Origin of the sequence: Agrobacterium burrii, assembly GCF_017313405.1 — a bacterium.
Taxonomy (GTDB): Bacteria; Pseudomonadota; Alphaproteobacteria; order Rhizobiales; family Rhizobiaceae; genus Agrobacterium; species Agrobacterium burrii.
This window is the reverse complement of sequence record NZ_JAFLNA010000003.1, coordinates 229,970-249,765: the sequence shown is the minus strand read 5'-3', so window position 1 is coordinate 249,765 and position 19,796 is coordinate 229,970. Positions and strand designations below refer to the sequence as shown.

The window sequence follows — 19,796 nt, the reverse complement described above, 5'->3', positions numbered from 1 at the left end:
TTTCCTGTGTCTCGCATGCAGCATTTGCGCTGCCAATATCACAGGCTTTTATTCAACGAAATACTAAAATTGCGCATAAAAGCCATGCTCAGGCGCATAGGCTTTCAAAATATTAATCGGCCGTTCGCACGCCGTGATCGGCGCGCGGCATTTTTAGTCTCGATTTATACTGTCAAATGACGCCGCGCTTCCGGTGTATCCAGCGTTTCGGCCAGCCCCTCATGCACGATCTCGCCGCGGTCCATGATGTAGACGTAATCGGCAAGCTCACGGCAGAAATCCAGATATTGCTCGACCAGCAGGATCGCCATGCCGGTGGAATCGCGCAGATATTTGATCGCCCGGCCGATATCCTTGATGATCGACGGCTGAATGCCCTCGGTCGGCTCATCGAGCACGAGGATTTTCGGCCGCGTCACCAGCGCCCGGCCAATGGCAAGCTGCTGCTGCTGGCCGCCGGAGAGATCACCGCCGCGCCTACCCAGCATGGTTTGCAGCACCGGAAACAGGCTGAAAATATCGTCAGGAATGAAACGCTCCTTGCGCGGCAGCGGCGCATAACCGCTTTCAAGGTTTTCCTGCACGCTGAGCAGCGGAAAGATCTCCCGCCCCTGTGGCACATAACCGACGCCGCGCTTGGCCCGGTGATACGGCGCCAGCCCATCCAGCGGCGAACCGCCAAAGCTGATCGAGCCGGCACTGATGGCGTGCTGACCGGTGACGGCGCGCAAAAGCGAGCTTTTGCCGACGCCGTTGCGGCCAAGAACGCAGGTGATCTTGCCCATCTCCGCATTGAGCGAAACGCCGCGGAGCGCTTGGGCTGCGCCGTAGTGGAGATTGATGTTTTCGACTGTTAGCATGGTGCCACCTGTAGCTTCATCGGGGAGCGGATTGTGGATCTTCGGGTCAAGCCCGAGGATGACGTGGCTAGGCGCGGGACGGAAAACGACGCCACCACATCGAGATTTCGCGCTGGCTGTGGGACGTCAGGGTGCAAAAATGTTCGTGCAACATTGCAGGTATAAGCTCCAGACGTAACCACACCCCACCCGTCATCCTCGGGCTTGACCCGAGGATCCACCTCCAGGAGCCCACCATGACCGGCTTCGTTTATATCGTCACGAGCGGCAGACACGGAACGCTCTATATCGGCGTCACGTCCAACTTCGAGCAGCGAATCTACGAACACCGCGAGGGCCTGACGGAAGGTTTTACCAGTCGTTATGGATGTACGCGCCTCGTCTGGTATGAGGAGCATATGAGCATCGGCACGGCCATCCAGCGGGAGAAATCGTTGAAGCGCTGGTATCGCGACTGGAAAATCAAGCTGATTGAAGATTTTAATCCGGAATGGCGTGATCTTTATGAGGAGTTTGGCTGAGTGCTTGGGGGTGGATCCTCGGGTCAAGCCCGAGGATGACGGCGGAGAATGGGGCACTGCTGACAACATACCCCCTGCCGTCATCCTCGGGCTTGACCTGAGGATCCACAGCGGCAAACGCCCAAATGTCCTTGTGACACCCCCCTCCATCACCGACCCAGATAATTCTCGATCACCTTCGGATCGCTGGACACGAAATCGATCGACCCTTCAGCCAGCACCGAACCTTCGGCAAGACACGTCACCTTCACGCCCAACTCGCGGATGAAGCCCATGTCGTGTTCCACCACCACCACCGAACGGGTCTTGGCGATTTCCTTCAACAGCACCGCGGTTTCGGCCGTTTCCGCATCCGTCATGCCCGCCACCGGCTCGTCCACCAAGAGCAGCTTCGGCTCCTGCGCCAGCAACATGCCGATCTCCAGCCACTGTTTTTGGCCGTGCGACAGGTTGGCGGCGAGATCGCCACGGCGGTGGCTGAGGCGCACGGTGGCGAGGATTTCCTCGATGCGCGCCTTGTCCTCTCCGGTCAGCCGGTAGAATAGCGTGGCGAAGACGCCGCGTTTGCGGTTCAGCGCCAGTTCCAGATTGTCCCAGACGGTGTGGCTTTCAAACACCGTCGGCTTCTGGAATTTCCGGCCGATGCCGAGCTGGGCGATATCCGCCTCGTCCTTTTTCGTGAGATCGATGCTGTCTTCGAACAACACCGTGCCCGTATCCGGCCTCGTCTTGCCGGTGATGATATCCATCATCGTCGTCTTGCCCGCGCCATTCGGGCCGATGATGGCGCGCAGTTCACCCGGCTCCACCACGAAGGAGAGGGAATTGAGCGCTCTGAAACCGTCGAAGGAGACGGAAACACCGTCGAGATAAAGCAGGCTTTTGGTTCTGTTTTCGGAAACCGTGTTCATGGGCTTACTCCGCCGCCTGTTGCGCCACCGCGCTGTCATTGCCCGGATGCTCACCGGCGCTTGCCGCCCGCGCAACCCGCTTTTCGCGTCGTCCGGCCAGATAATGCTGCACCGTGCCGACGATGCCCTTGGGGAAGAACAGCGTCACCGCGATGAACAGACCACCCAGCGCAAACAGCCAGAATTCTGGAAATGCCCCGGTGAAATAGCTCTTGCCGCCATTGACGAGAATAGCGCCGATGATCGGCCCGATCAGCGTGCCGCGCCCGCCGACAGCCGTCCACACCACCACCTCGATGGAATTGGCGGGCGAAAATTCGCCGGGATTGATAATTCCCACCTGCGGCACGAACAGCGCGCCGGCAATGCCCGCCATCATGGCCGAGACGACGAAGGTGAAGAGCTTGATGTTTTCCACCCTGAAACCGAGGAACCGCACCCGGCTTTCCGCGTCACGCACGCCCACCAGCACCTTGCCGAATTTGGAATTGACGATGCCCGACGCAATCAGCAGCGACAACGCCAGCATGACGGCCGTCATGGCAAAAAGCACGGCCCGCGTGCCATCCGCCTGCACGGAAAAGCCGAGGATATCCTTGAAATCGGTCAGCCCATTATTGCCGCCGAAGCCCATGTCGTTGCGGAAGAAGGCGAGCAGCAAGGCATAGGTCATGGCTTGGGTGATGATGGAGAGATAAACACCGTTGACGCGCGAGCGGAAGGCGAACCAGCCGAACACGAAGGCCAGCAGCCCCGGCACAACAATCACCATCAGCGCCGCAAACCAGAACATGTCAAAACCCTGCCAGAACCACGGCAGTTCCTTCCAGTTGAGGAACACCATGAAATCAGGCAGCACCGGATGGCCATAGACCCCGCGCGTGCCGATCTGCCGCATCAGATACATGCCCATGGCATAACCGCCGAGAGCAAAGAAGGCGGCATGGCCGAGCGAGAGAATGCCGCAATAACCCCAGACGAGATCGAGCGCGAGCGCCAACAGCGCATAGGCCAGATATTTGCCCAGCATCGACATGATATAGGTCGGGATGTGCAACGCGCTGTCTTGAGGCAACAGGAGGTTGGAGGCGGGCACCAGCACGGCAATGGCGAGAATGATGCCGATGGCAATGGAAATGCGGCGATCGAGCGCGCGCAGGAGGAAGCCGGTAATCATGCTTCGATCGCCCTTCCCTTAAGTGCGAAGAGACCGCGCGGCCGCTTCTGGATGAACAGGATGATGAGGATGAGCACGAGGATCTTGCCGAGCACGGCGCCCACCGTCGGCTCCAGAAACTTGTTGAGCACACCGAGCGACAGCGCGCCCACCAGCGTTCCCCAGAGATTGCCGACACCGCCGAACACCACCACCATGAAACTGTCGATGATGTAGCTCTGACCAAGATTGGGCGAGACATTGTCGATCTGCGACAGCGCCACCCCGGCAAGGCCGGCAACGCCGGAGCCGAGCGCGAAGGTGAAGGCATCCACCCACGGCGTGCGGATGCCCATGGAAGACGCCATGCGGCGGTTCTGGGTCACGGCGCGCATCTGCAAACCGAAGGCGGAGCGCTTCAGAAGCACCAGCAGCGCGAAAAACACCGACAGCGAGAAACAGACGATCCACACCCGGTTCCAGGTGAAATTGAGATAACCGACGCTGAAGGAGCCGGACATCCAGCCGGGGCTGCCGACTTCCCGGTTGGTCGGGCCGAAGATGGAGCGCACGCCCTGTTGCAAAAGGAGCGATATGCCCCAGGTGGCCAGCAGCGTTTCCAGCGGCCGCCCGTAGAGATAGCGGATGACGCCGCGCTCCATCACGAGACCGACAAAAGCCGTCACCAGAAAGGCGGCGGGCAGCGCGATGGCCAGCGACCAGTCGAACAGGCCGGGGAAATGCGAACGGATAACCTCCTGCACCATGAAGGTGGAGTAAGCCCCGATCATCACCATTTCGCCATGCGCCATATTGATGATGCCCATGACGCCGAAAGTGATGGCAAGGCCGATGGCGGCAAGCAGCAGCACGGAACCGAGCGACAGGCCATACCAGATATTCTGCACGTAATCCCAGAAGGCGAGCGCGCTTTCGATGCTGGAAATCGCTTCATCGACATCGGGCTTCAGGCTCGGATCGACCGATGGCGTCGCCGCCATCAGGATACTGATCGCATCGCGCCCGCCAAGCTTCTTGATGGTGGCGATCGCTTCTTTCTTTACCTCGAGGGGGCGGTCGGAGGAGAGCAGCGAGACAGCCCGCGCCTCCTCCATCCGGGTCCGCACCTCGTTGTCAGTTTCCTTTGATATGGCCGTTTCCAGCAATTCGAGATTTTCAGCGCTGGGGGCCTTCAACACGGCGTCTGCCGCCGCAAGCCGCACGGATTTTTCCGGGCTGAGCAGCGTCAGCCCGCCAAGGGCAGCGCGGATGGCGCGGCGCAGAGTGTTGTTGACCCTGATCTTGGAAACGGCAGCCTTCGGTGCTTCGCCGGCGCTTTCGCCGGTCAGCGGATCGACAAGCGTGAAGCTGGAGCCGGCGGGCTTGGTCATGAAAACGAGATTGTCGGATTTGCGCACGTAGAGATCGCCCGCAGCGAAAGCCTCCAGCGCCGGAACCACGCGAGCGTCGCCGGTGGCGGCGATCTGCCCGATCAACACTTCGGCCTGCTTGAAATCAGCCGTGCCGAGCGCATCGATCAGCGCCTTCGGATCGCTTTGCGCGATGGAGTGGGATGCGATCCCCATGGTGAGCCAGAAGAAAACAGCTCCGAGAAAAGATCGGATGGTCATGTGAGTTCCTTGGAGCGGTTTACGACAGGGCGGTTAGTGTGGCGCGATTTGCGTATGCGGCTTACCCCCCTCTGCCCTGCCGGGCATCTCCCCCACAAGGAGGGAGATCGGCAAGGGGCACTCGCATCGCTCTATCTCGACCGAAGAGAAATGCGAGACATCGCCACTTGCCGATCTCCCCACCTGTGGGGGAGATGCCCGGCAGGGCAGAGGGGGGCACGCTTGTTCAGTTTCCAACCATCGAAGCACCGCCCCCACCAAAGGGAGCGGCACCCAACCCCGCTAATCAGCTACCCTTACCACCGCACTTACCCGTGGCCACATTGAAGTTCCCGCAAGACATCGGCTTCCTCCAATCCGAAATCAGATCCTTGGAGTCCGGCAGATAATCCGACCACTCATCACCCACCACCTGTGGGGTCTGCTGCACGATCTCAAACTGACCATCGGCCTGGATTTCGCCGATCAGCACCGGCTTGGTGATGTGGTGGTTCGGCATCACAGTCGAATAGCCGCCCGAGAGGTTCGGCACGGAAACGCCGATGATCGAGTCCAGCACCTTATCCGTATCGGTGGTGCCGGCGGATTCGACGGCCTTTACCCAGGCGTTGAAGCCGATATAGGCGGCTTCCATCGGGTCGTTGGTCACGCGCTTGTCGTTCTTGGTAAACGCATGCCAGGTCTTGATGAACTCGGCATTAACAGGAGCATCAACGGACTGGAAGTAGTTCCAGGCGGCAAGGTGGCCGACCAGCGGTGCAGTATCGAGACCGGCAAGCTCTTCTTCACCCACCGAGAAGGCGACGACAGGAATGTCTTCCGCCTTGATGCCCTGGTTCGCCAGTTCCTTGTAGAACGGCACGTTGGCGTCACCATTGATGGTGGAAACTACGGCGGTCTTCTTGCCGGCCGAGCCGAATTTCTTGATGTCGGACACGATCGTCTGCCAGTCGGAATGACCGAACGGCGTGTAGTTGATCATGATGTCCTCTTCCTTGACGCCCTTCGACATCAGGTAGGCCTTCAGGATCTTGTTTGTGGTCTGCGGATAGACATAGTCCGTACCGGCCAGAACCCAGCGCTCAACACCTTCGGTGCTGGCGAGATAATCGACAGCCGGAATGGCCTGCTGGTTGGGAGCGGCACCCGTATAGAAGATGTTGCGGGAGGATTCTTCACCCTCATATTGCACGGGGTAGAAAAGCAGCGAATTCAGTTCTTCAAACACCGGCAGCACGGATTTGCGCGACGACGACGTCCAGCAGCCGAAAACGGCGGCGACCTTGTCCTGCGAAATCAGCTGGCGGGCCTTTTCGGCAAACAGCGGCCAGTCGGAAGCCGGATCGACCACGACGGCTTCGAGTTTCTTGCCGAGCACGCCGCCCTTCTTGTTCTGCTCGTCGATGAGCATTAGCATGGCGTCCTTCAGCGTCGTTTCTGAAATCGCCATGGTGCCGGAAAGCGAATGCAGCACGCCGACCTTGATCGTATCGTCAGCGGCGAAAGCGCCGTGGAAGGCGGTGGTGGACATGATCGCGCCGAGCAGCGCAGCGCTAAGCGTCTTGCGGAATATCATCGGAAGAACCCCTCTCCTTGTTTAGCCCCTGTCGGGGCCTCAGCGGCATCGTTGACCGCTGCTGGAGGGGACTATCGGTCTCACTGATGCCAAACCGTATACGTCAATTGACGTAGGCTGGGTGGCGAAAGCTGCAGGGAGGGGTGTTTGGGATTAAACCAGAAGAACGTTCACATATGAACGAGCGGCTTCCGCTTGTTTCTTCTCCCCGCCGGGGAGAAGTCCGCGGCAGCGGGATGAGGGGGCACGGGTGCGGTCAATCGCTGGCGTTGCCCCTCATCCGACCCTTCGGGCCACCTCTCCCCGGCGGGGAGAAGAAATGCGCGGCGACGTCTCAGATCAGGAATGCGGCCATCAAGAATGCGGCTTGCCGTCCCGCTCTTCATCCCGGATCGCATCATCATGATACCAGGAGCCAAAATCCACATGCGGCTCCCGTGCCTGACGCTCAAGCTCGCTAAGCTCGCTATTGTGGAACTTGGAAAGGCCCGCGCGCCCGCCGACCGGGAATTGATAGATCGTTGCCGTCTCGCGATGAAAGCCAGTTGCCATTTCGATCATCTCACTTTGGTTGCATCGAAGCACTTTGTTCAGGAAGCAAACCCACAAAGACCGGATTCGCTCCGTTTGATTAAAAAAAAATCACGTTGCGAAAAATATAGGCATTAAACGGCCAATCAGCAAGAAAAACCATTCCGAAAGCGCCGGTTTTTGGGGCAAATGCCGATCCATCGCGCGCAATCGAAATCACTGCACCGCAGCAGGGCATTTGAGGGCAAGGAGCCGGCTATCTATAAGGATTCAATGATGAAACTTGAGGGACGAATTTGCCTGCTGCGGCGCAACAAGCGGAGAAGGGAGCGGTAATGCGATGGGCTTGAGAAAGAGCCGCTGAAAGATTTTTCGAATAAATCGTCGGATATCGCCAATCTGGCACGCGGCATGCATCTAAGGGGTCAGCCCTTGAACGCGAATGTGCTTCCGGTGGCAAACGCCACGGCAAGCCTCAAGGCTTCGCATTGTTACCTATGAGAGGTTCGTAATGACTAAGTTCAAACTCGAGTACATCTGGCTGGACGGATACAAGCCGGTCGCAAACCTGCGCGGCAAGACACAGGTCAAGGAATTCGACGAATTCCCCACGCTCGAGCAGCTGCCGCTTTGGGGTTTTGATGGTTCGTCCACCCAGCAGGCTGAAGGCCATTCGTCGGATTGCGTGCTGAAGCCCGTCGCGATCTACCCCGACCCGGCCCGCACCAACGGCGCGCTCGTCATGTGCGAAGTCATGATGCCCGATGGCGTTACCCCGCATGCCTCGAACAGCCGCGCCACCATCGTCGAGGACGAGGATGCATGGTTCGGTTTCGAACAGGAATATTTCTTCTATCAGGACGGCCGCCCGCTCGGCTTCCCTGAGCAGGGCTACCCGGCTCCGCAGGGTCCGTATTACACTGGCGTCGGCTTCAAGAACGTCGGTTCGGTTGCCCGCGAAATCGTTGAAGAGCACCTAGATCTCTGCCTCGAAGCCGGCATCAACCACGAAGGCATCAATGCCGAAGTGGCCAAGGGCCAGTGGGAATTCCAGGTATTCGGCAAGGGCTCCAAGCGCGCCGCCGACCAGATCTGGATCGCCCGTTACCTGCTGCTGCGTCTGTGCGAACAGTACGGCATCGACGTGGAATTCCATTGCAAGCCGCTCGGCGATACCGACTGGAACGGTTCCGGCATGCATTGCAACTTCTCCACCAAGTTCATGCGCGAAGTTGGCGGCAAGGAATATTTCGAAGCCCTCATGGCCGCTTTTGCCAAGAACTGGCAGGAACACATCGACGTTTACGGTCCGGACAACCATCTGCGCCTGACCGGCAAGCACGAAACCGCGCCGTGGAACAAGTTCTCCTACGGCGTGGCAGACCGTGGTGCCTCGATCCGCGTTCCGCACTCCTTCGTCAACAACGGCTACCGTGGTTACCTCGAAGACCGTCGTCCGAACTCGCAGGGCTGCCCTTACCAGATCGCTTCCGTCGTTCTGCAGACGATTGCAGAAGTGCCGCTCGCAAAGTCGGCTGCTGCCTGATAATCCAAGACATGGCGTCGCCCAACCGGGCGACGCCATTTTTGTGTCCAGCGAACGGACAGGCCGGACAGGCGACCTTTCGCCCCCTGCCCCGCGCGGCATATTCTTCCTTCGCAAACTCCAAGAAGTTGCAGCACGTCAAGCAAGAAGGTGAGCGATGGGCATTCTCCAGAAATTCTCTCTCGAAAACCGCATCGCCGTCATTACCGGCAGCGGCCGTGGTCTCGGTTTCGAAATCGCCAGCGCCTTTGCTGAGGCAGGTGCGCATGTGTGGCTGACCGGCCGCAACCCCGAGACGCTGCAACAGGCGGTCGACACGCTTCGCCAGGTCGGCGGAAAAGCCGACTACGCCGCTTTCGACATCGCCGATACCAAAGCCGGCAGCGCTCTTGTCCGCCGTATCATGGACGAATTCGGCCATCTCGATATTCTCGTCAACAATGTCGGCGCGCGCGACCGCCGCCCGCTTGCTGAATTTAATGACGAGGACGTGCTGGAGCTGATCCGCACCGACCTCACCTCCTCCATTTCGCTGTCGCGCGACGCGGCCGAGGCCATGAACACCAATGGTTACGGCCGCATCATCACCATCACCTCCATTCTCGGCCATATCGTCCGGCCGGGGGATGCGATCTATCCCGTCGCCAAACAGGGGCTGACCGGGCTGATGCGGGCGATTGCCGTGGAATATGGCGCGCGCGGCATCACCAGCAACGCCATTGCGCCCGGCATGTTTGCAACAGAAACCAATGCCGCCCTTGCCGAAAACCCTGACATGGTCGCCTTCGCCAAGCTGCGCGTGCCGCTGGAGCGCTGGGGCCGGCCGGATGAAATCTCCGGTGCGGCTTTGTTTTTGGCCAGCGATGCGGCCTCCTTCGTCAACGGCCATGTGCTGACGGTGGATGGCGGCATGTCGGTGCGGCTGTGAGAGGCCCGTTGCGGAAAGGTGCGCGATAGGCATGGCCGCACGGCAACGCATCATCCCCGTCAGGCGCGAATATAACCGCTGGGTCGCCAACCAGACGCTGGAAGATTATGCGCTGCGCTTCACCGCCAAAAGCGCCCGGCAATTTTCCTCAAACCGCATTTCCCACACCGCCATCGGCGCGATTTCTTTTCTGGCGCTGGAAGCCATCGGCGGCGCGATCACGCTGTCCTACGGCACCACCAACGCCTTCTATGCCATCATCGTCGCCGCCATCGCCATGCTTGCCGTCGGCCTGCCGATCAGCCGTTATGCCATCCGCCATGGCGTCGATATCGATCTTCTGACGCGCGGCGCGAGCTTCGGTTACATCGGCTCCACCATCACTTCGCTGATCTATGCCGCCTTCACCTTCATGCTCTTTGCCATCGAGGCGTCGATCATGTCCGGCGCGCTGGAACTGGCGCTCGGCATTCCGCTCTGGATCGGCTACATCATCTCCGCCGTCATGGTCATTCCGCTCGTCACCCATGGCGTGCGGCTCATCAGCCGTTTCCAGATCATCACCCAGCCCTTCTGGATCGTGCTGAACGTTTTGCCCTTCATCTTCATCGCCTTGATGGACTGGGAGAAATACGATCTCTGGCGGGCCTTTGCCGGTATTCACCATGCCTCCGGCCCGCCGGGCACAGTCGCGGATTTCAATCTGGTGGAATTTGGCGCGGCCTCCGCCGTCATTCTGGCGCTGATGTCGCAGATCGGCGAACAGGTGGATTTCCTGCGCTTCCTGCCAGCCGAAGGCCAGAGCCGGTTTCGCCACCGCATCGCGGTGTTTCTGGCCGGGGCCGGCTGGGTCGTCGTCGGCGTGCCGAAGTTGCTCGCCGGCTCCTTTCTCGTGGTGCTCACCTTCAGTTCCGGCGTCTCGGTAGACCGCGCCGCCGATCCGGCGCAGATGTATCTCACCGCCTTCGGTTACATGATCCCCAACCAGACGGCGGCGATGCTGCTGATGGTTGCCTTCGTGGTCGTGTCGCAGCTGAAAATCAACGTCATGAACGCCTATGCCGGCTCACTCGCCTGGTCCAACTTCTTCTCCCGCCTCACCCACAGCCATCCCGGCCGCGTTGTCTGGCTGGTGTTCAATGTGGCGATTGCGCTGCTGTTGATGGAACTCGGCATCTACCGCCTGCTGGAAGAAACGCTCGGCATCTTCTCCATCATCGCCATGGCGTGGCTCTGCACCATTTCCGCCGATCTTTTCATCAACAAGCCGCTCGGCCTTGCCCCGCCGGGCATCGAATTCAAGCGCGCCCATCTTTACGATATCAATCCGGTCGGCGTCGGTTCCATGGCGCTTTCGGCCACCATTGCGCTGATGGCGCATTTCGGCACTTTCGGTCCGCTGGCCGCCTCGCTGGCCCCCTATCTGACGCTCATCGTCGCCTTCATCGCCTCCCCCGCCCTCGCCTTCGCCACCAGGGGCAAGTTCTACCTCGCCCGCAAGCCGCGCCAGCAATGGCGTGAAGAAAGCAGCATCACCTGCTCGATCTGCGAACACCCGTTCGAGCCGGAGGACATGGCGTGGTGCCCGGCCTATGCCGCGCCGATCTGTTCGCTCTGCTGTTCGCTGGACAGCCGCTGCCATGACATGTGCAAGCCGAAGGCCAAGCTCAACTATCAGGTCGCCACCGTCGCAAAGACTTTCCTGCCACGGCAGCTGGTGGCAAAACTCGCCACCCGGCTGGGGCGTTACGGCATGGCGGCGGCCATTGCCGTCACCGCCATTGGCGGCATATTGGCGCTCATCGCCCATCAGGTCGGCACCGCATCGCCGACAACGGCTGATGTGGTCAACCGCACCATCCTCATCGTGTTTTTCGTCTTTGCCGTCATCGCCGGCATCGTCTGCTGGTTCCTCGTTCTCGCCCATGACAGCCGGGTGGTGGCGGAAGAGGAATCCTCGCGCCAGAACACGTTGCTGCTCAAAGAAATCGCCGCCCACAAGAAAACCGACGCCGCCCTTCAGGATGCCAAGGAAACCGCAGAAGCCGCCAATCGCGCCAAGAGCCGCTATGTCGTCGGCCTCAGCCACGAATTGCGCACGCCCCTCAATGCCGTTCTGGGTTACGCCCAGATCCTCGAACGTGACGACACCATTCCCCCACCCCGGCAATCGGCCATCCGGGTCATCCGCCGCTCCGCCGATCATCTCTCGGGCCTGATCGACGGGCTGCTGGATATCTCCAAGATCGAGGCGGGCCGCCTGCAGGTCTATTCCAACGAGATCAATATCAAGGATTTCCTCGACCAGATCGTTGATATGTTCCGCCCGCAGGCGCAGGCCAAGGGGCTGGAATTCCGCCATGAGCGCTCCTCCGCTTTGCCGCAATATGTCCGCACCGATGAAAAAAGGTTGCGCCAGATCCTCGTCAACCTGCTCTCCAATGCCATCAAGTTTACCGATGAGGGAGCCGTCACCTTCGATGTCGCCTATCGCAGCCAGGTGGCAAGCTTCACGGTGTCCGATACCGGCCGTGGCATTGCCGAAAAGGACCTCGCCCGCATCTACGAGCCCTTCCAGCGCGGAGAGGCCGAAAGCGTGCGGCCCATGCCGGGCCTCGGCCTCGGCCTCACCATAACAAGGCTTCTGACCAATACGCTCGGCGGCGAGATTTCCGTCTCCAGCGAAAAGGACGAGGGTTCCACCTTCCGCGTCCGCCTCATGCTATCAGCCGTCCACCGGCCAAGCACGGCACCCGCGCCGGAAAAAACCATCCGCTCCTATTCCGGCCCGCGCCGCACCATCGTGGTGGTGGACGATAATGAGGATCACCGCGAGTTGATGCGGCAGGTGCTTTCGCCACTCGATTTCGTGGTGCTGACCGCCCAGAGCGGCCCCGAATGCCTGACCCTGATCGAAGGTGTGAAGCCCGACCTCTTCCTCATCGATATTTCCATGCCCGGCATGTCCGGCTGGCAGCTCGTGACGAAGCTGCGCGAAGCCGGCCAGACCGCCCCGCTCATCATGCTCTCAGCCAATATCGGCGACGGGACAGTTGCGGGCGCGGGAGAGGACAATCACAACGACGCCATCGCCAAGCCGGTCGATATCCGCCACCTTTGCGACAGGCTCGCCGTGCATCTCGGGCTCAAATGGATTTACGAGGCCGACCTGCCCCCGGCACCTGTCCCGCAGCCAGCACCGCAGATCATCCACCCCGGCGCAATCCATATCAAGGATTTGCAGCGGCTCGGCGAAATCGGCTACATACGCGGCATCGAGGCGAAACTCGCCGATCTTGCCCGCAACACGGAAAACCTGCCCTTCACGCAGGAACTTGGCGCCTATGTGCAGGCCTTTGATCTCACCGGTTACGCCGATTTTCTCAAGCGATTTTCTGACGACAACAACAGGGGAGACGGCACGGCATGAGCGGTCAGGCGACAGCGGCTCCAAGAGACATCGTCCTGCTGGTGGATGACAGCCCGGAAGCGCTGGGGTTCCTGACCGATGCGCTGGAACAGTCAGGCTTTTCCGCCCTCATCGCCACCTCGGGACAGGCCGCGCTGAACATTGCCGAACGCATCACACCCGATATCATCCTGCTCGACGCCGTCATGCCATCCATGGACGGTTTCGAGACCTGTCGCCGCCTGAAAGCCAATGCGGCGGTGGCGCAGGTCCCCGTCATTTTCATGACCGGGCTGACGGAAACCGAACATGTGGTGCGGGCGCTGGAGTCCGGCGGCGTTGATTATCTGACCAAGCCGATCAATATCGACGAGTTGCGCGCCCGCATCCGCGTGCATCTCTCCAATGCCCGCTCGGCCCAGAGCGCCCGCGTCGCGCTGGATGCCGCCGGCCGCCACCTGCTCGCCGTTCGCGCCAATGGCGCCATCCACTGGTCAACCCCGCAGGCGACAAGGCTCGTCAATGCCGCCACTGGCCGCGATGACGGGCTGGAGATCGTCGTTACCCATATTTCCGGCTGGCTGAAGGACAGGGCGACGGTGGATTCCGCCCGCGATACACCGCTGACGATCACCGAAGCCGGGCGGCCCGCTTTGCAACTCTCCTTCCTCGGCGCCATGGGACCGGACGAATATCTCTTCCGCCTGACTGCCGCCAACGAGAAATCCGACGACCATCTGCTCAAGGAGCACTTCGCCCTGACGACGCGGGAATCCGAAGTGCTGCTATGGATCGCCAAGGGCAAATCCAACCGCGACATCGGCGAAATCCTCGGCCTTTCCGCCAGAACCGTGAACAAGCATCTGGAACAGATCTATGTGAAGCTCGGCGTCGAAAACCGCGCCTCTGCTGCGGTCAAGGCGGCGCATGTTCTGCATCAGGGGTGAATTTCGGTGCGTGATGCGTTAGGCTCCTACTGACATCCCCCGAGTAGCCGCTTCCGGGCGAGCGCGCGCCGCTTGTTTCTTCTCCCCGCCGGGGAGAAGGTCGCGGCAGCGGGATGAGGGGGCAAGCTCTCAGTTTATCTCCGGCGTTGCCCCCTCATCCGACCCTTCGGGCCACCTTCTCCCCGGCGGGGAGAAGAAATACGCGGCCCCCATATCCCCCAAAAATCACCACAGAGCCACATACCCCCGAAACAGGAATCCCCCCATGGATCGCTTCATCATCCTTTCCGGCTGCTCCGGCGGCGGCAAATCCACCCTGCTTGCCGAACTTGCAAGGCGCGGTTTCGCCACCGTCGAGGAACCAGGCCGCCGTATCGTCATCGAAGAAACCCGTAACAACGGCACCGCCCTGCCCTGGATCGACATTGAAGCCTTCGCCCGCCGCGCCATCGCCGTTGCACTCGAAGACCGGCAAAAGGCGCCGCCGGAAGGCCTCGTCTTCTTCGATCGTGGCCTGATCGACGCCGCCTCCGCGCTGCGGCATGTCAGCGGCGATGCCTTCATCGATACGTTACGCCGTGCGCACCGCTACAACAGGCTGGTTTTCCTCACCCCGCCTTGGCCGGAAATCTACCGGGGCGATGGCGAGCGCAAACATGATTTCGATTCGGCCATTGAGGAATACGAGCGCCTGCTCACGGACTATGCCCGGCTGGATTATGAAACGGTGATAGTGCCGAAGGTGCCGGTATCGGAGCGCGCCGAGGTGGTGCAGGAGCGGTTGGCGCAAGCCATCTGAAAGATGACATAGTATCTTCACCTCCATCACGCCGGCCTTGGGCCGGTATCCAGCCGGCATGCGTCTGCTTGGTGGAGGGAGGCCTCACCGCCCAAGGACTTGGGCTGGCTTGATGCCGACATGACTGAGGTCGGGAGGCTTTACATCGAAAACAAAAAAGCCCGGCATCGCTGCCGGGCTTCGATCGTGTATCGCAGAAGGGCTTAGCTGCCCTGCTGGATGTAGGTGAACTTGCCGTCCGGACCCTTCTTCCACTCGTACATGACGTAGCCGGGAAGCTTCGGGTCGCCCTTCTCGTCGAAGGAGATGTCGCCGAGCGCCGTCGGGAAGGTGCCCTTCTTCAGAGCTTCGGCAACCTTTTCCGGCTCAATGGAGCCGGCGGCCTTTGCCGCGCCTGCGATCGACTGCAGGGCTGCGTAGGAGTAGAGCGTATAGGCTTCCGGGTTGAAGCCGGCGGCCTTGAACTTCTCAACCAGCTCCTTGTTTTCCGGGCGCAGTGTCGGATCGGGGCCGAAGGTGTTGAGCGTGCCTTCGACGGCGTCGCCGGCGATGGAAGCCAGTTCGTTGGAGACGATGCCGTCACCCGAAATCAGCTTCGCCTTCAGGCCCTGATCGGCCGCCTGGCGGATGATCAGACCGGCTTCGGTGTGCAGGCCGCCCCAATAGATGACCGTAACACCGGCTTCCTTCATCTTGGAAATCAGCGCCGAGAAGTCCTTGTCGCCGACATTAACGCCTTCATACATGACTTCCGTCACGCCGGCGGCATTGGCTGCCTTCTTGGTTTCATCGGCAAGGCCCTGACCATAGGGCGTCTTGTCGTGAATGACGGCGATCTTGGCGTCCTTGAAGTGGTCGGCCAGATACTTGCCGGCAATGCCACCCTGCTGGTCGTCACGACCGCAGGTGCGGAAGGTGTTCCACAGGCCGCGCTCGGTAAAGACCGGGTTGGTTGCAGCCGGCGTCACTTCGAGAATGCCGTTTTCGGCATAAACTTCGGAAGCCGGAATGGAAACGCCGGAGTTGAAGTGACCGATGACGAATTTCACGCCGTCGGCAACGAATTTATTGGCAACCGAAATACCCTGCTTCGGGTCGGATACGTCGTCGCCCAGCACGATCTTGATCTGCTCGCCATTGATGCCGCCGGCGGCATTGATGTCTTTTGCAGCCTGTTCGGCACCCTTCTGGATCTGAGCGCCAAAAGCAGCGTTCGGGCCGGTCAGCGGTGCGCCGACAGCGATCACGACATCGGCCCAGGCCGAACCGCCGAAGGCGACCATGGCGGTCAGCGCGACAGCGGAAAGAAGAGACTTCTTCATTACTTTACTCCCAGTTCCTTGGATGGGTTGATTGCAAGGACCTGTTCGGTACCCACCTTAACCGAACAGAAACCGTTCCACTCTGACGAGCATTGTGCAGCCGGAAAAATCCGCCTGTCAATCTTTCTTCTTGTAGGAAAATGCCGACGTCCGGTCGTAAAGCCAATAGTAGTTATTGACCATCTGGCTCGCCCGGCGCATGCGGAAACCGATGCTGGAAAAGACCAGAAGAAGAGCGACGTCAAACACGTAGTAGAAGCCGTTGATGAACGGCCCGTTGAAGAGTGCGTAATGCAGGAAGCGCATCACGAGCCCCAATGCCAGCGTGTAGATCACCACACGCGTATAGTCGCCCCAGCCATCGGCGACGGATCTGCCCGTGCGCCACGCCGTCCAGAAACCCAAGAGAACAACCAGTGCGCGCAGAACATAACGCACGCCGTTATCGGTTTCGAAAAAAAGGCCCTGCATCTCTTTCCCCATCAGTGCCGGGCGAAAACGCCCGCGCCCTGCCTTGTCTGTCGTCCCGCCGTTTTGCCGGTGGGCATTTTATTGTTTGCGTCCCGCCATGGTCCCGAAGGTTTAGGCTGAACACCGTTTGCAGTCTTGCGCCGCAAAATTTCCGGCGCAAGTAAAATCTTTCAGTGCCGTCCGCCTTCGAGATAAGCGGCGCGCACCTGCGGATCGGCGAGCAATTCCTTGCCCGAACCGCTCATCGTCACGCGGCCGTTGACCATCACATAGGCGCGGTCGGAAAGCTTCAGCGCGGCAAAGGCGTTCTGCTCCACCAGAAAGACGGTCAGCCCTTCCTCCTGGTTGAGTTTCTTGATCGCCGCGAAAATGCCCTTGACGATCAGCGGCGCGAGGCCGAGCGACGGCTCGTCGAGCAGAAGCAGCTTCGGCCGTGCCATCAGCGCGCGGCCGATGGAGAGCATCTGCTGCTCGCCGCCGGAAAGCGTGCCACCACGCTGGCTCTGGCGCTCCTTCAGGCGCGGGAACATCACGAAAATCTTCTCGACGTCTTCCTTGAAATATTTCAGGTTATCGAGATTGGCGCCCATCTGCAGGTTTTCCAGCACCGTCATGCGCGGGAAGATCCGGCGGCCTTCGGGTGACTGGGCGATGCGTTTGCGGGCGATGAGATGTGTCGGCAGCTGGGTAATATCCTCGCCGTCGAAGATCACCTGGCCGGCACGGGCCTGCGGGCTGCCGCAGATGGTCATCATCAGCGTCGATTTGCCGGCGCCGTTGGCGCCGATCAGGCTGACGATTTCACCCTTGTTGACTTCGACATCGACACCGGCCAGAGCGCGGATATTGCCATAATAGGTTTCGACACCCTGAACTTTGAGAAGCGATTCACCGGACATCAGGCCGCTCCTCCGTCGAGTTCTTCCGCAATCACGTCTTCCACTTCATCATCCTCGACACCCAGATAGGCGGCGATGACCTTCGGGTCGTTCTTCACATGGTCCGGGGTGCCGTCGGAAATCTTCTGGCCATATTCCAGAACCACCACATGGTCGGAAATCTGCATCACCACCGACATGTCGTGCTCGATCAGCAGCAGCGACGTGCCTTCATCGCGGATGCCGCGCAACAGTGCATTGAGCGCCAGCGATTCCTTCGGGTTGAGACCGGCGGCCGGCTCATCAAGGCACAAAAGCTCCGGCCCGGTGCACATGGCGCGGGCGATTTCCAGACGGCGCTGCGCGCCATAGGGCAGATCGCCGGCCGGGTCGTCGGCGCGGTCGGTCAGATCGGCCTTGTCCAGCCAGTATTTGGCCTTCTCGATCGAACTTGCGACCGCCCTTTTATAGGCGGGCAGGCCGAGAAGACCGAGAATGGTGTAACCAGAGGCCTTCATCAGCGCATTGTGCTGTGCCACCAGCAGGTTTTCCAGAACCGTGAGGCCCGAAAACAGGCGGATGTTCTGGAAGGTGCGCGCCACCTTCGCCTTCTTGGTGATTTCGAAATCCGGCAGGCGCTCGAGAAGATGCGCCTCGCCGCTTTGCTGGCGCATGGTGATCATGCCCATCGTCGGTTTGTAGAAACCGGTGATACAGTTGAAAACCGTGGTCTTTCCAGCACCGTTGGGGCCGATCAGCGCGGTGATTTCGCCGCGCTTCGCCTCGAAGGAGAAGTCGTTGATGGCCATGAGGCCGCCGAACTTCATCGACAGATGTTCGACCTTGAGGATCGTGTCGCCAGTCGTATTGCCAGTGGTATTGGATGTCATGTTCATCGTTCCGGAAGCCATCAACCGTGACCTTCCTTGGTAAAGCTGCCGGACACGGCCTTGCGCTCCCGAAGGAAGGCCGTAGGTTCACGCGAGCCGACGAAACCGCGCGGCTTGAACAGCATGACGATAACCATGGCGAGGCCGAACAGCAGCATACGATAGAGTTCCGGCGTGAAATCAGGCCCGAAGATGTGCTTCAGGAATTCCATTTCGCGCAGAAGCTCCGTGCCGCCAACCATGACGAGGGCGGCGATGGCGATGCCGGTCAGCGAGCCCATGCCGCCGAGAACCACGATGGCGAGGATGACGGCAGACTCGAGGAACACGAAGCTTTCCGGAGACACGAAACCCTGACGCGCGGCGAAGAATGAACCGGCAAAACCGCCAAACATCGCGCCCGTCGCAAAGGCGGTGAGCTTGGTGATGACGGTATCGATGCCGAGCGAACGGCAGGCGATCTCGTCTTCGCGCAGCGCTTCCCATGCGCGGCCAATCGGCATGCGGCGCAGCTTGATGGTGACGTAAGCCGTCAGCATGCACAGGAACAGGATCACGTAGAACAGGAAGATCTTGTAATAGGCCGATGACATCGACAGGCCGAAAACCTTGGCGAAGTTGTTCGGCGCGCCGACATCGAAGGACCAGATGCCGAAGACCGAGGCCTTGGCGATGCCCGAAATGCCGAAAGTACCCTTGGTCACCGCCGTCCAGTTCAACAACACGAGACGGATGATTTCACCGAAGGCAAGCGTGACGATCGCCAGATAGTCGCCGCGAAGCCGCAGAACCGGAAAGCCGAGGATGATGCCCCAGAAGCCGGCGAGGATGCCGGCAAGCGGCAGAAGCACCCAGAAGGACAGGCCGAAATAGCTCGACAGCAGCGCATAGGAATAAGCGCCGACCGCATAAAAGGCCACGTAACCGAGATCGAGCAGACCGGCCAGCCCAACGACGATATTGAGACCCCAGGCCAGCATCACATAGATGAGGATCTGGATGCCGAAATTGTCGACGTATTTCAGCGAGCCCTGAAAGCCGAACAATTGCACTGCTATGACAGGATAAAGCAGCAGCAGCGCCAGCGCCAGCTTCAGGAAGTGCTTGTGAAAAAAGCCCTTTTCCTCGGAGATTTCCAGAATGCCGGTTTTCGCCTTGGCAAGCCTGCGGCGATCCATGGACGGCTTGAAAAAGCCGACCACGAGGAAACGGCCGATGGCGGCGACAGCGACGAAGATCGCCAGCAGCCCCCAGCGGGTGCCCCAGATCAGCTGGTTGTTGATGTCCTGATAGGTGATGATGCCGATATAGAGAATGAACATGCCGAACGAGATGACGCCGGCAATCAGCCCCTCCTTCACAGCCGTCGCCATCAGGCTCGGGCTGGAAGCGGCATTTTCGGAAGCGATATTGGTCATGG

General features: G+C 60.1%; 17 protein-coding genes. 6 read left to right on the top strand and 11 right to left on the bottom strand.

Annotated elements, in window-relative coordinates; translation table 11 throughout:
- Window positions 1–164: 164 nt before the first annotated feature.
- Window positions 165–860, bottom strand: coding sequence for an urea ABC transporter ATP-binding subunit UrtE (gene urtE, locus JZX89_RS07900; RefSeq protein WP_207133735.1), 696 nt, complete (start codon window positions 858–860; stop codon window positions 165–167).
- A gap of 236 nt (window positions 861–1,096) precedes the next feature.
- Between urtE and JZX89_RS07895 the strand changes: the two genes are divergently transcribed.
- Window positions 1,097–1,381, top strand: a complete 285-nt coding sequence (locus JZX89_RS07895) for a GIY-YIG nuclease family protein (RefSeq protein ID WP_207133734.1) — start codon at window positions 1,097–1,099, stop codon at window positions 1,379–1,381.
- 149 nt (window positions 1,382–1,530) lie between these two features.
- Here JZX89_RS07895 and urtD read toward each other — a convergent pair whose 3' ends face one another.
- The 5 genes from urtD to JZX89_RS07870 all read right to left on the bottom strand — a co-directional run bounded on the left by urtD (window position 1,531) and on the right by JZX89_RS07870 (window position 7,216).
- A complete protein-coding gene (gene urtD / locus JZX89_RS07890) occupies window positions 1,531–2,292 on the bottom strand; it encodes an urea ABC transporter ATP-binding protein UrtD (RefSeq protein ID WP_207133733.1) in 762 nt (253 codons plus the stop codon).
- A 4-nt stretch (window positions 2,293–2,296) separates the two neighbouring features.
- The gene (gene urtC, locus JZX89_RS07885) at window positions 2,297–3,469 is read right to left on the bottom strand and encodes an urea ABC transporter permease subunit UrtC (protein WP_207133732.1); all 1,173 of its coding nucleotides are present in this window, start codon (window positions 3,467–3,469) and stop codon (window positions 2,297–2,299) included.
- Complete coding sequence (gene urtB, locus JZX89_RS07880) at window positions 3,466–5,079, bottom strand: urea ABC transporter permease subunit UrtB (RefSeq protein WP_207133731.1); 1,614 nt, start codon at window positions 5,077–5,079, stop codon at window positions 3,466–3,468. The genes urtC and urtB overlap by 4 nt, the downstream gene beginning before the upstream one ends.
- Window positions 5,080–5,365: 286 nt before the next feature.
- Window positions 5,366–6,655, bottom strand: coding sequence for an urea ABC transporter substrate-binding protein (gene urtA, locus JZX89_RS07875; protein ID WP_153516504.1), 1,290 nt, complete (start codon window positions 6,653–6,655; stop codon window positions 5,366–5,368).
- Window positions 6,656–7,009: 354 nt separating this feature from the next.
- A complete protein-coding gene (locus JZX89_RS07870) occupies window positions 7,010–7,216 on the bottom strand; it encodes a DUF2735 domain-containing protein (protein WP_207133730.1) in 207 nt (68 codons plus the stop codon).
- Window positions 7,217–7,697: 481 nt separating this feature from the next.
- Here JZX89_RS07870 and JZX89_RS07865 point away from each other — a divergent pair, with 481 nt between their 5' ends.
- The 5 genes from JZX89_RS07865 to JZX89_RS07845 all read left to right on the top strand — a co-directional run bounded on the left by JZX89_RS07865 (window position 7,698) and on the right by JZX89_RS07845 (window position 14,815).
- Window positions 7,698–8,732, top strand: coding sequence for a glutamine synthetase beta-grasp domain-containing protein (locus tag JZX89_RS07865; RefSeq protein ID WP_153516503.1), 1,035 nt, complete (start codon window positions 7,698–7,700; stop codon window positions 8,730–8,732).
- Window positions 8,733–8,889: 157 nt separating this feature from the next.
- Complete coding sequence (locus tag JZX89_RS07860; protein WP_207133729.1) at window positions 8,890–9,660, top strand: SDR family oxidoreductase; 771 nt, start codon at window positions 8,890–8,892, stop codon at window positions 9,658–9,660.
- Between the two features lie 31 nt (window positions 9,661–9,691).
- Complete coding sequence (locus JZX89_RS07855; protein ID WP_207133728.1) at window positions 9,692–13,090, top strand: hybrid sensor histidine kinase/response regulator; 3,399 nt, start codon at window positions 9,692–9,694, stop codon at window positions 13,088–13,090.
- On the top strand, window positions 13,087–14,016 hold the full coding sequence (locus tag JZX89_RS07850) for a response regulator (RefSeq protein WP_207133727.1): 930 nt from the start codon (window positions 13,087–13,089) through the stop codon (window positions 14,014–14,016). Before JZX89_RS07855 ends, JZX89_RS07850 begins: the two co-directional genes overlap by 4 nt.
- A 265-nt stretch (window positions 14,017–14,281) precedes the next feature.
- Window positions 14,282–14,815 carry an AAA family ATPase gene (locus tag JZX89_RS07845; protein WP_207133726.1) on the top strand — a complete coding sequence of 178 codons (534 nt, stop codon included), beginning with the start codon at window positions 14,282–14,284 and terminating at the stop codon, window positions 14,813–14,815.
- Window positions 14,816–15,018: 203 nt separating this feature from the next.
- Here the strand turns inward: JZX89_RS07845 and JZX89_RS07840 are convergent, their stop codons facing one another.
- From JZX89_RS07840 to livM, 5 genes are all read right to left on the bottom strand, one after another.
- Window positions 15,019–16,137: a branched-chain amino acid ABC transporter substrate-binding protein gene (locus tag JZX89_RS07840; protein WP_153516498.1), complete on the bottom strand. Its 1,119-nt coding sequence runs from the start codon at window positions 16,135–16,137 to the stop codon at window positions 15,019–15,021.
- A gap of 117 nt (window positions 16,138–16,254) precedes the next feature.
- The gene (locus JZX89_RS07835) at window positions 16,255–16,608 is read right to left on the bottom strand and encodes a DUF6867 family protein (RefSeq protein WP_149899890.1); all 354 of its coding nucleotides are present in this window, start codon (window positions 16,606–16,608) and stop codon (window positions 16,255–16,257) included.
- A gap of 170 nt (window positions 16,609–16,778) precedes the next feature.
- On the bottom strand, window positions 16,779–17,507 hold the full coding sequence (locus JZX89_RS07830) for an ABC transporter ATP-binding protein (protein ID WP_153516497.1): 729 nt from the start codon (window positions 17,505–17,507) through the stop codon (window positions 16,779–16,781).
- Window positions 17,507–18,397: an ABC transporter ATP-binding protein gene (locus tag JZX89_RS07825; protein ID WP_149899892.1), complete on the bottom strand. Its 891-nt coding sequence runs from the start codon at window positions 18,395–18,397 to the stop codon at window positions 17,507–17,509. The genes JZX89_RS07830 and JZX89_RS07825 overlap by 1 nt, the downstream gene beginning before the upstream one ends.
- Complete coding sequence (gene livM, locus JZX89_RS07820; protein WP_149899893.1) at window positions 18,397–19,794, bottom strand: high-affinity branched-chain amino acid ABC transporter permease LivM; 1,398 nt, start codon at window positions 19,792–19,794, stop codon at window positions 18,397–18,399. Before livM ends, JZX89_RS07825 begins: the two co-directional genes overlap by 1 nt.
- Between the last annotated feature and the right edge of the window lie 2 nt (window positions 19,795–19,796).

Coding starts and splice junctions, on each gene's coding strand:
- JZX89_RS07850 (WP_207133727.1), top strand. CDS start 13,087: ATGAGCGGTCAGGCGACAGCGGCTCCAAGAGACATCGTCCTGCTGGTG.
- urtE (WP_207133735.1), bottom strand. CDS start 860: ATGCTAACAGTCGAAAACATCAATCTCCACTACGGCGCAGCCCAAGCG.
- JZX89_RS07825 (WP_149899892.1), bottom strand. CDS start 18,397: ATGGCTTCCGGAACGATGAACATGACATCCAATACCACTGGCAATACG.
- JZX89_RS07855 (WP_207133728.1), top strand. CDS start 9,692: ATGGCCGCACGGCAACGCATCATCCCCGTCAGGCGCGAATATAACCGC.
- JZX89_RS07895 (WP_207133734.1), top strand. CDS start 1,097: ATGACCGGCTTCGTTTATATCGTCACGAGCGGCAGACACGGAACGCTC.
- JZX89_RS07845 (WP_207133726.1), top strand. CDS start 14,282: ATGGATCGCTTCATCATCCTTTCCGGCTGCTCCGGCGGCGGCAAATCC.
- JZX89_RS07870 (WP_207133730.1), bottom strand. CDS start 7,216: ATGATCGAAATGGCAACTGGCTTTCATCGCGAGACGGCAACGATCTAT.
- JZX89_RS07860 (WP_207133729.1), top strand. CDS start 8,890: ATGGGCATTCTCCAGAAATTCTCTCTCGAAAACCGCATCGCCGTCATT.
- JZX89_RS07840 (WP_153516498.1), bottom strand. CDS start 16,137: ATGAAGAAGTCTCTTCTTTCCGCTGTCGCGCTGACCGCCATGGTCGCC.
- JZX89_RS07865 (WP_153516503.1), top strand. CDS start 7,698: ATGACTAAGTTCAAACTCGAGTACATCTGGCTGGACGGATACAAGCCG.
- JZX89_RS07835 (WP_149899890.1), bottom strand. CDS start 16,608: ATGCAGGGCCTTTTTTTCGAAACCGATAACGGCGTGCGTTATGTTCTG.
- livM (WP_149899893.1), bottom strand. CDS start 19,794: ATGACCAATATCGCTTCCGAAAATGCCGCTTCCAGCCCGAGCCTGATG.
- JZX89_RS07830 (WP_153516497.1), bottom strand. CDS start 17,507: ATGTCCGGTGAATCGCTTCTCAAAGTTCAGGGTGTCGAAACCTATTAT.
- urtB (WP_207133731.1), bottom strand. CDS start 5,079: ATGACCATCCGATCTTTTCTCGGAGCTGTTTTCTTCTGGCTCACCATG.
- urtD (WP_207133733.1), bottom strand. CDS start 2,292: ATGAACACGGTTTCCGAAAACAGAACCAAAAGCCTGCTTTATCTCGAC.
- urtA (WP_153516504.1), bottom strand. CDS start 6,655: ATGATATTCCGCAAGACGCTTAGCGCTGCGCTGCTCGGCGCGATCATG.
- urtC (WP_207133732.1), bottom strand. CDS start 3,469: ATGATTACCGGCTTCCTCCTGCGCGCGCTCGATCGCCGCATTTCCATT.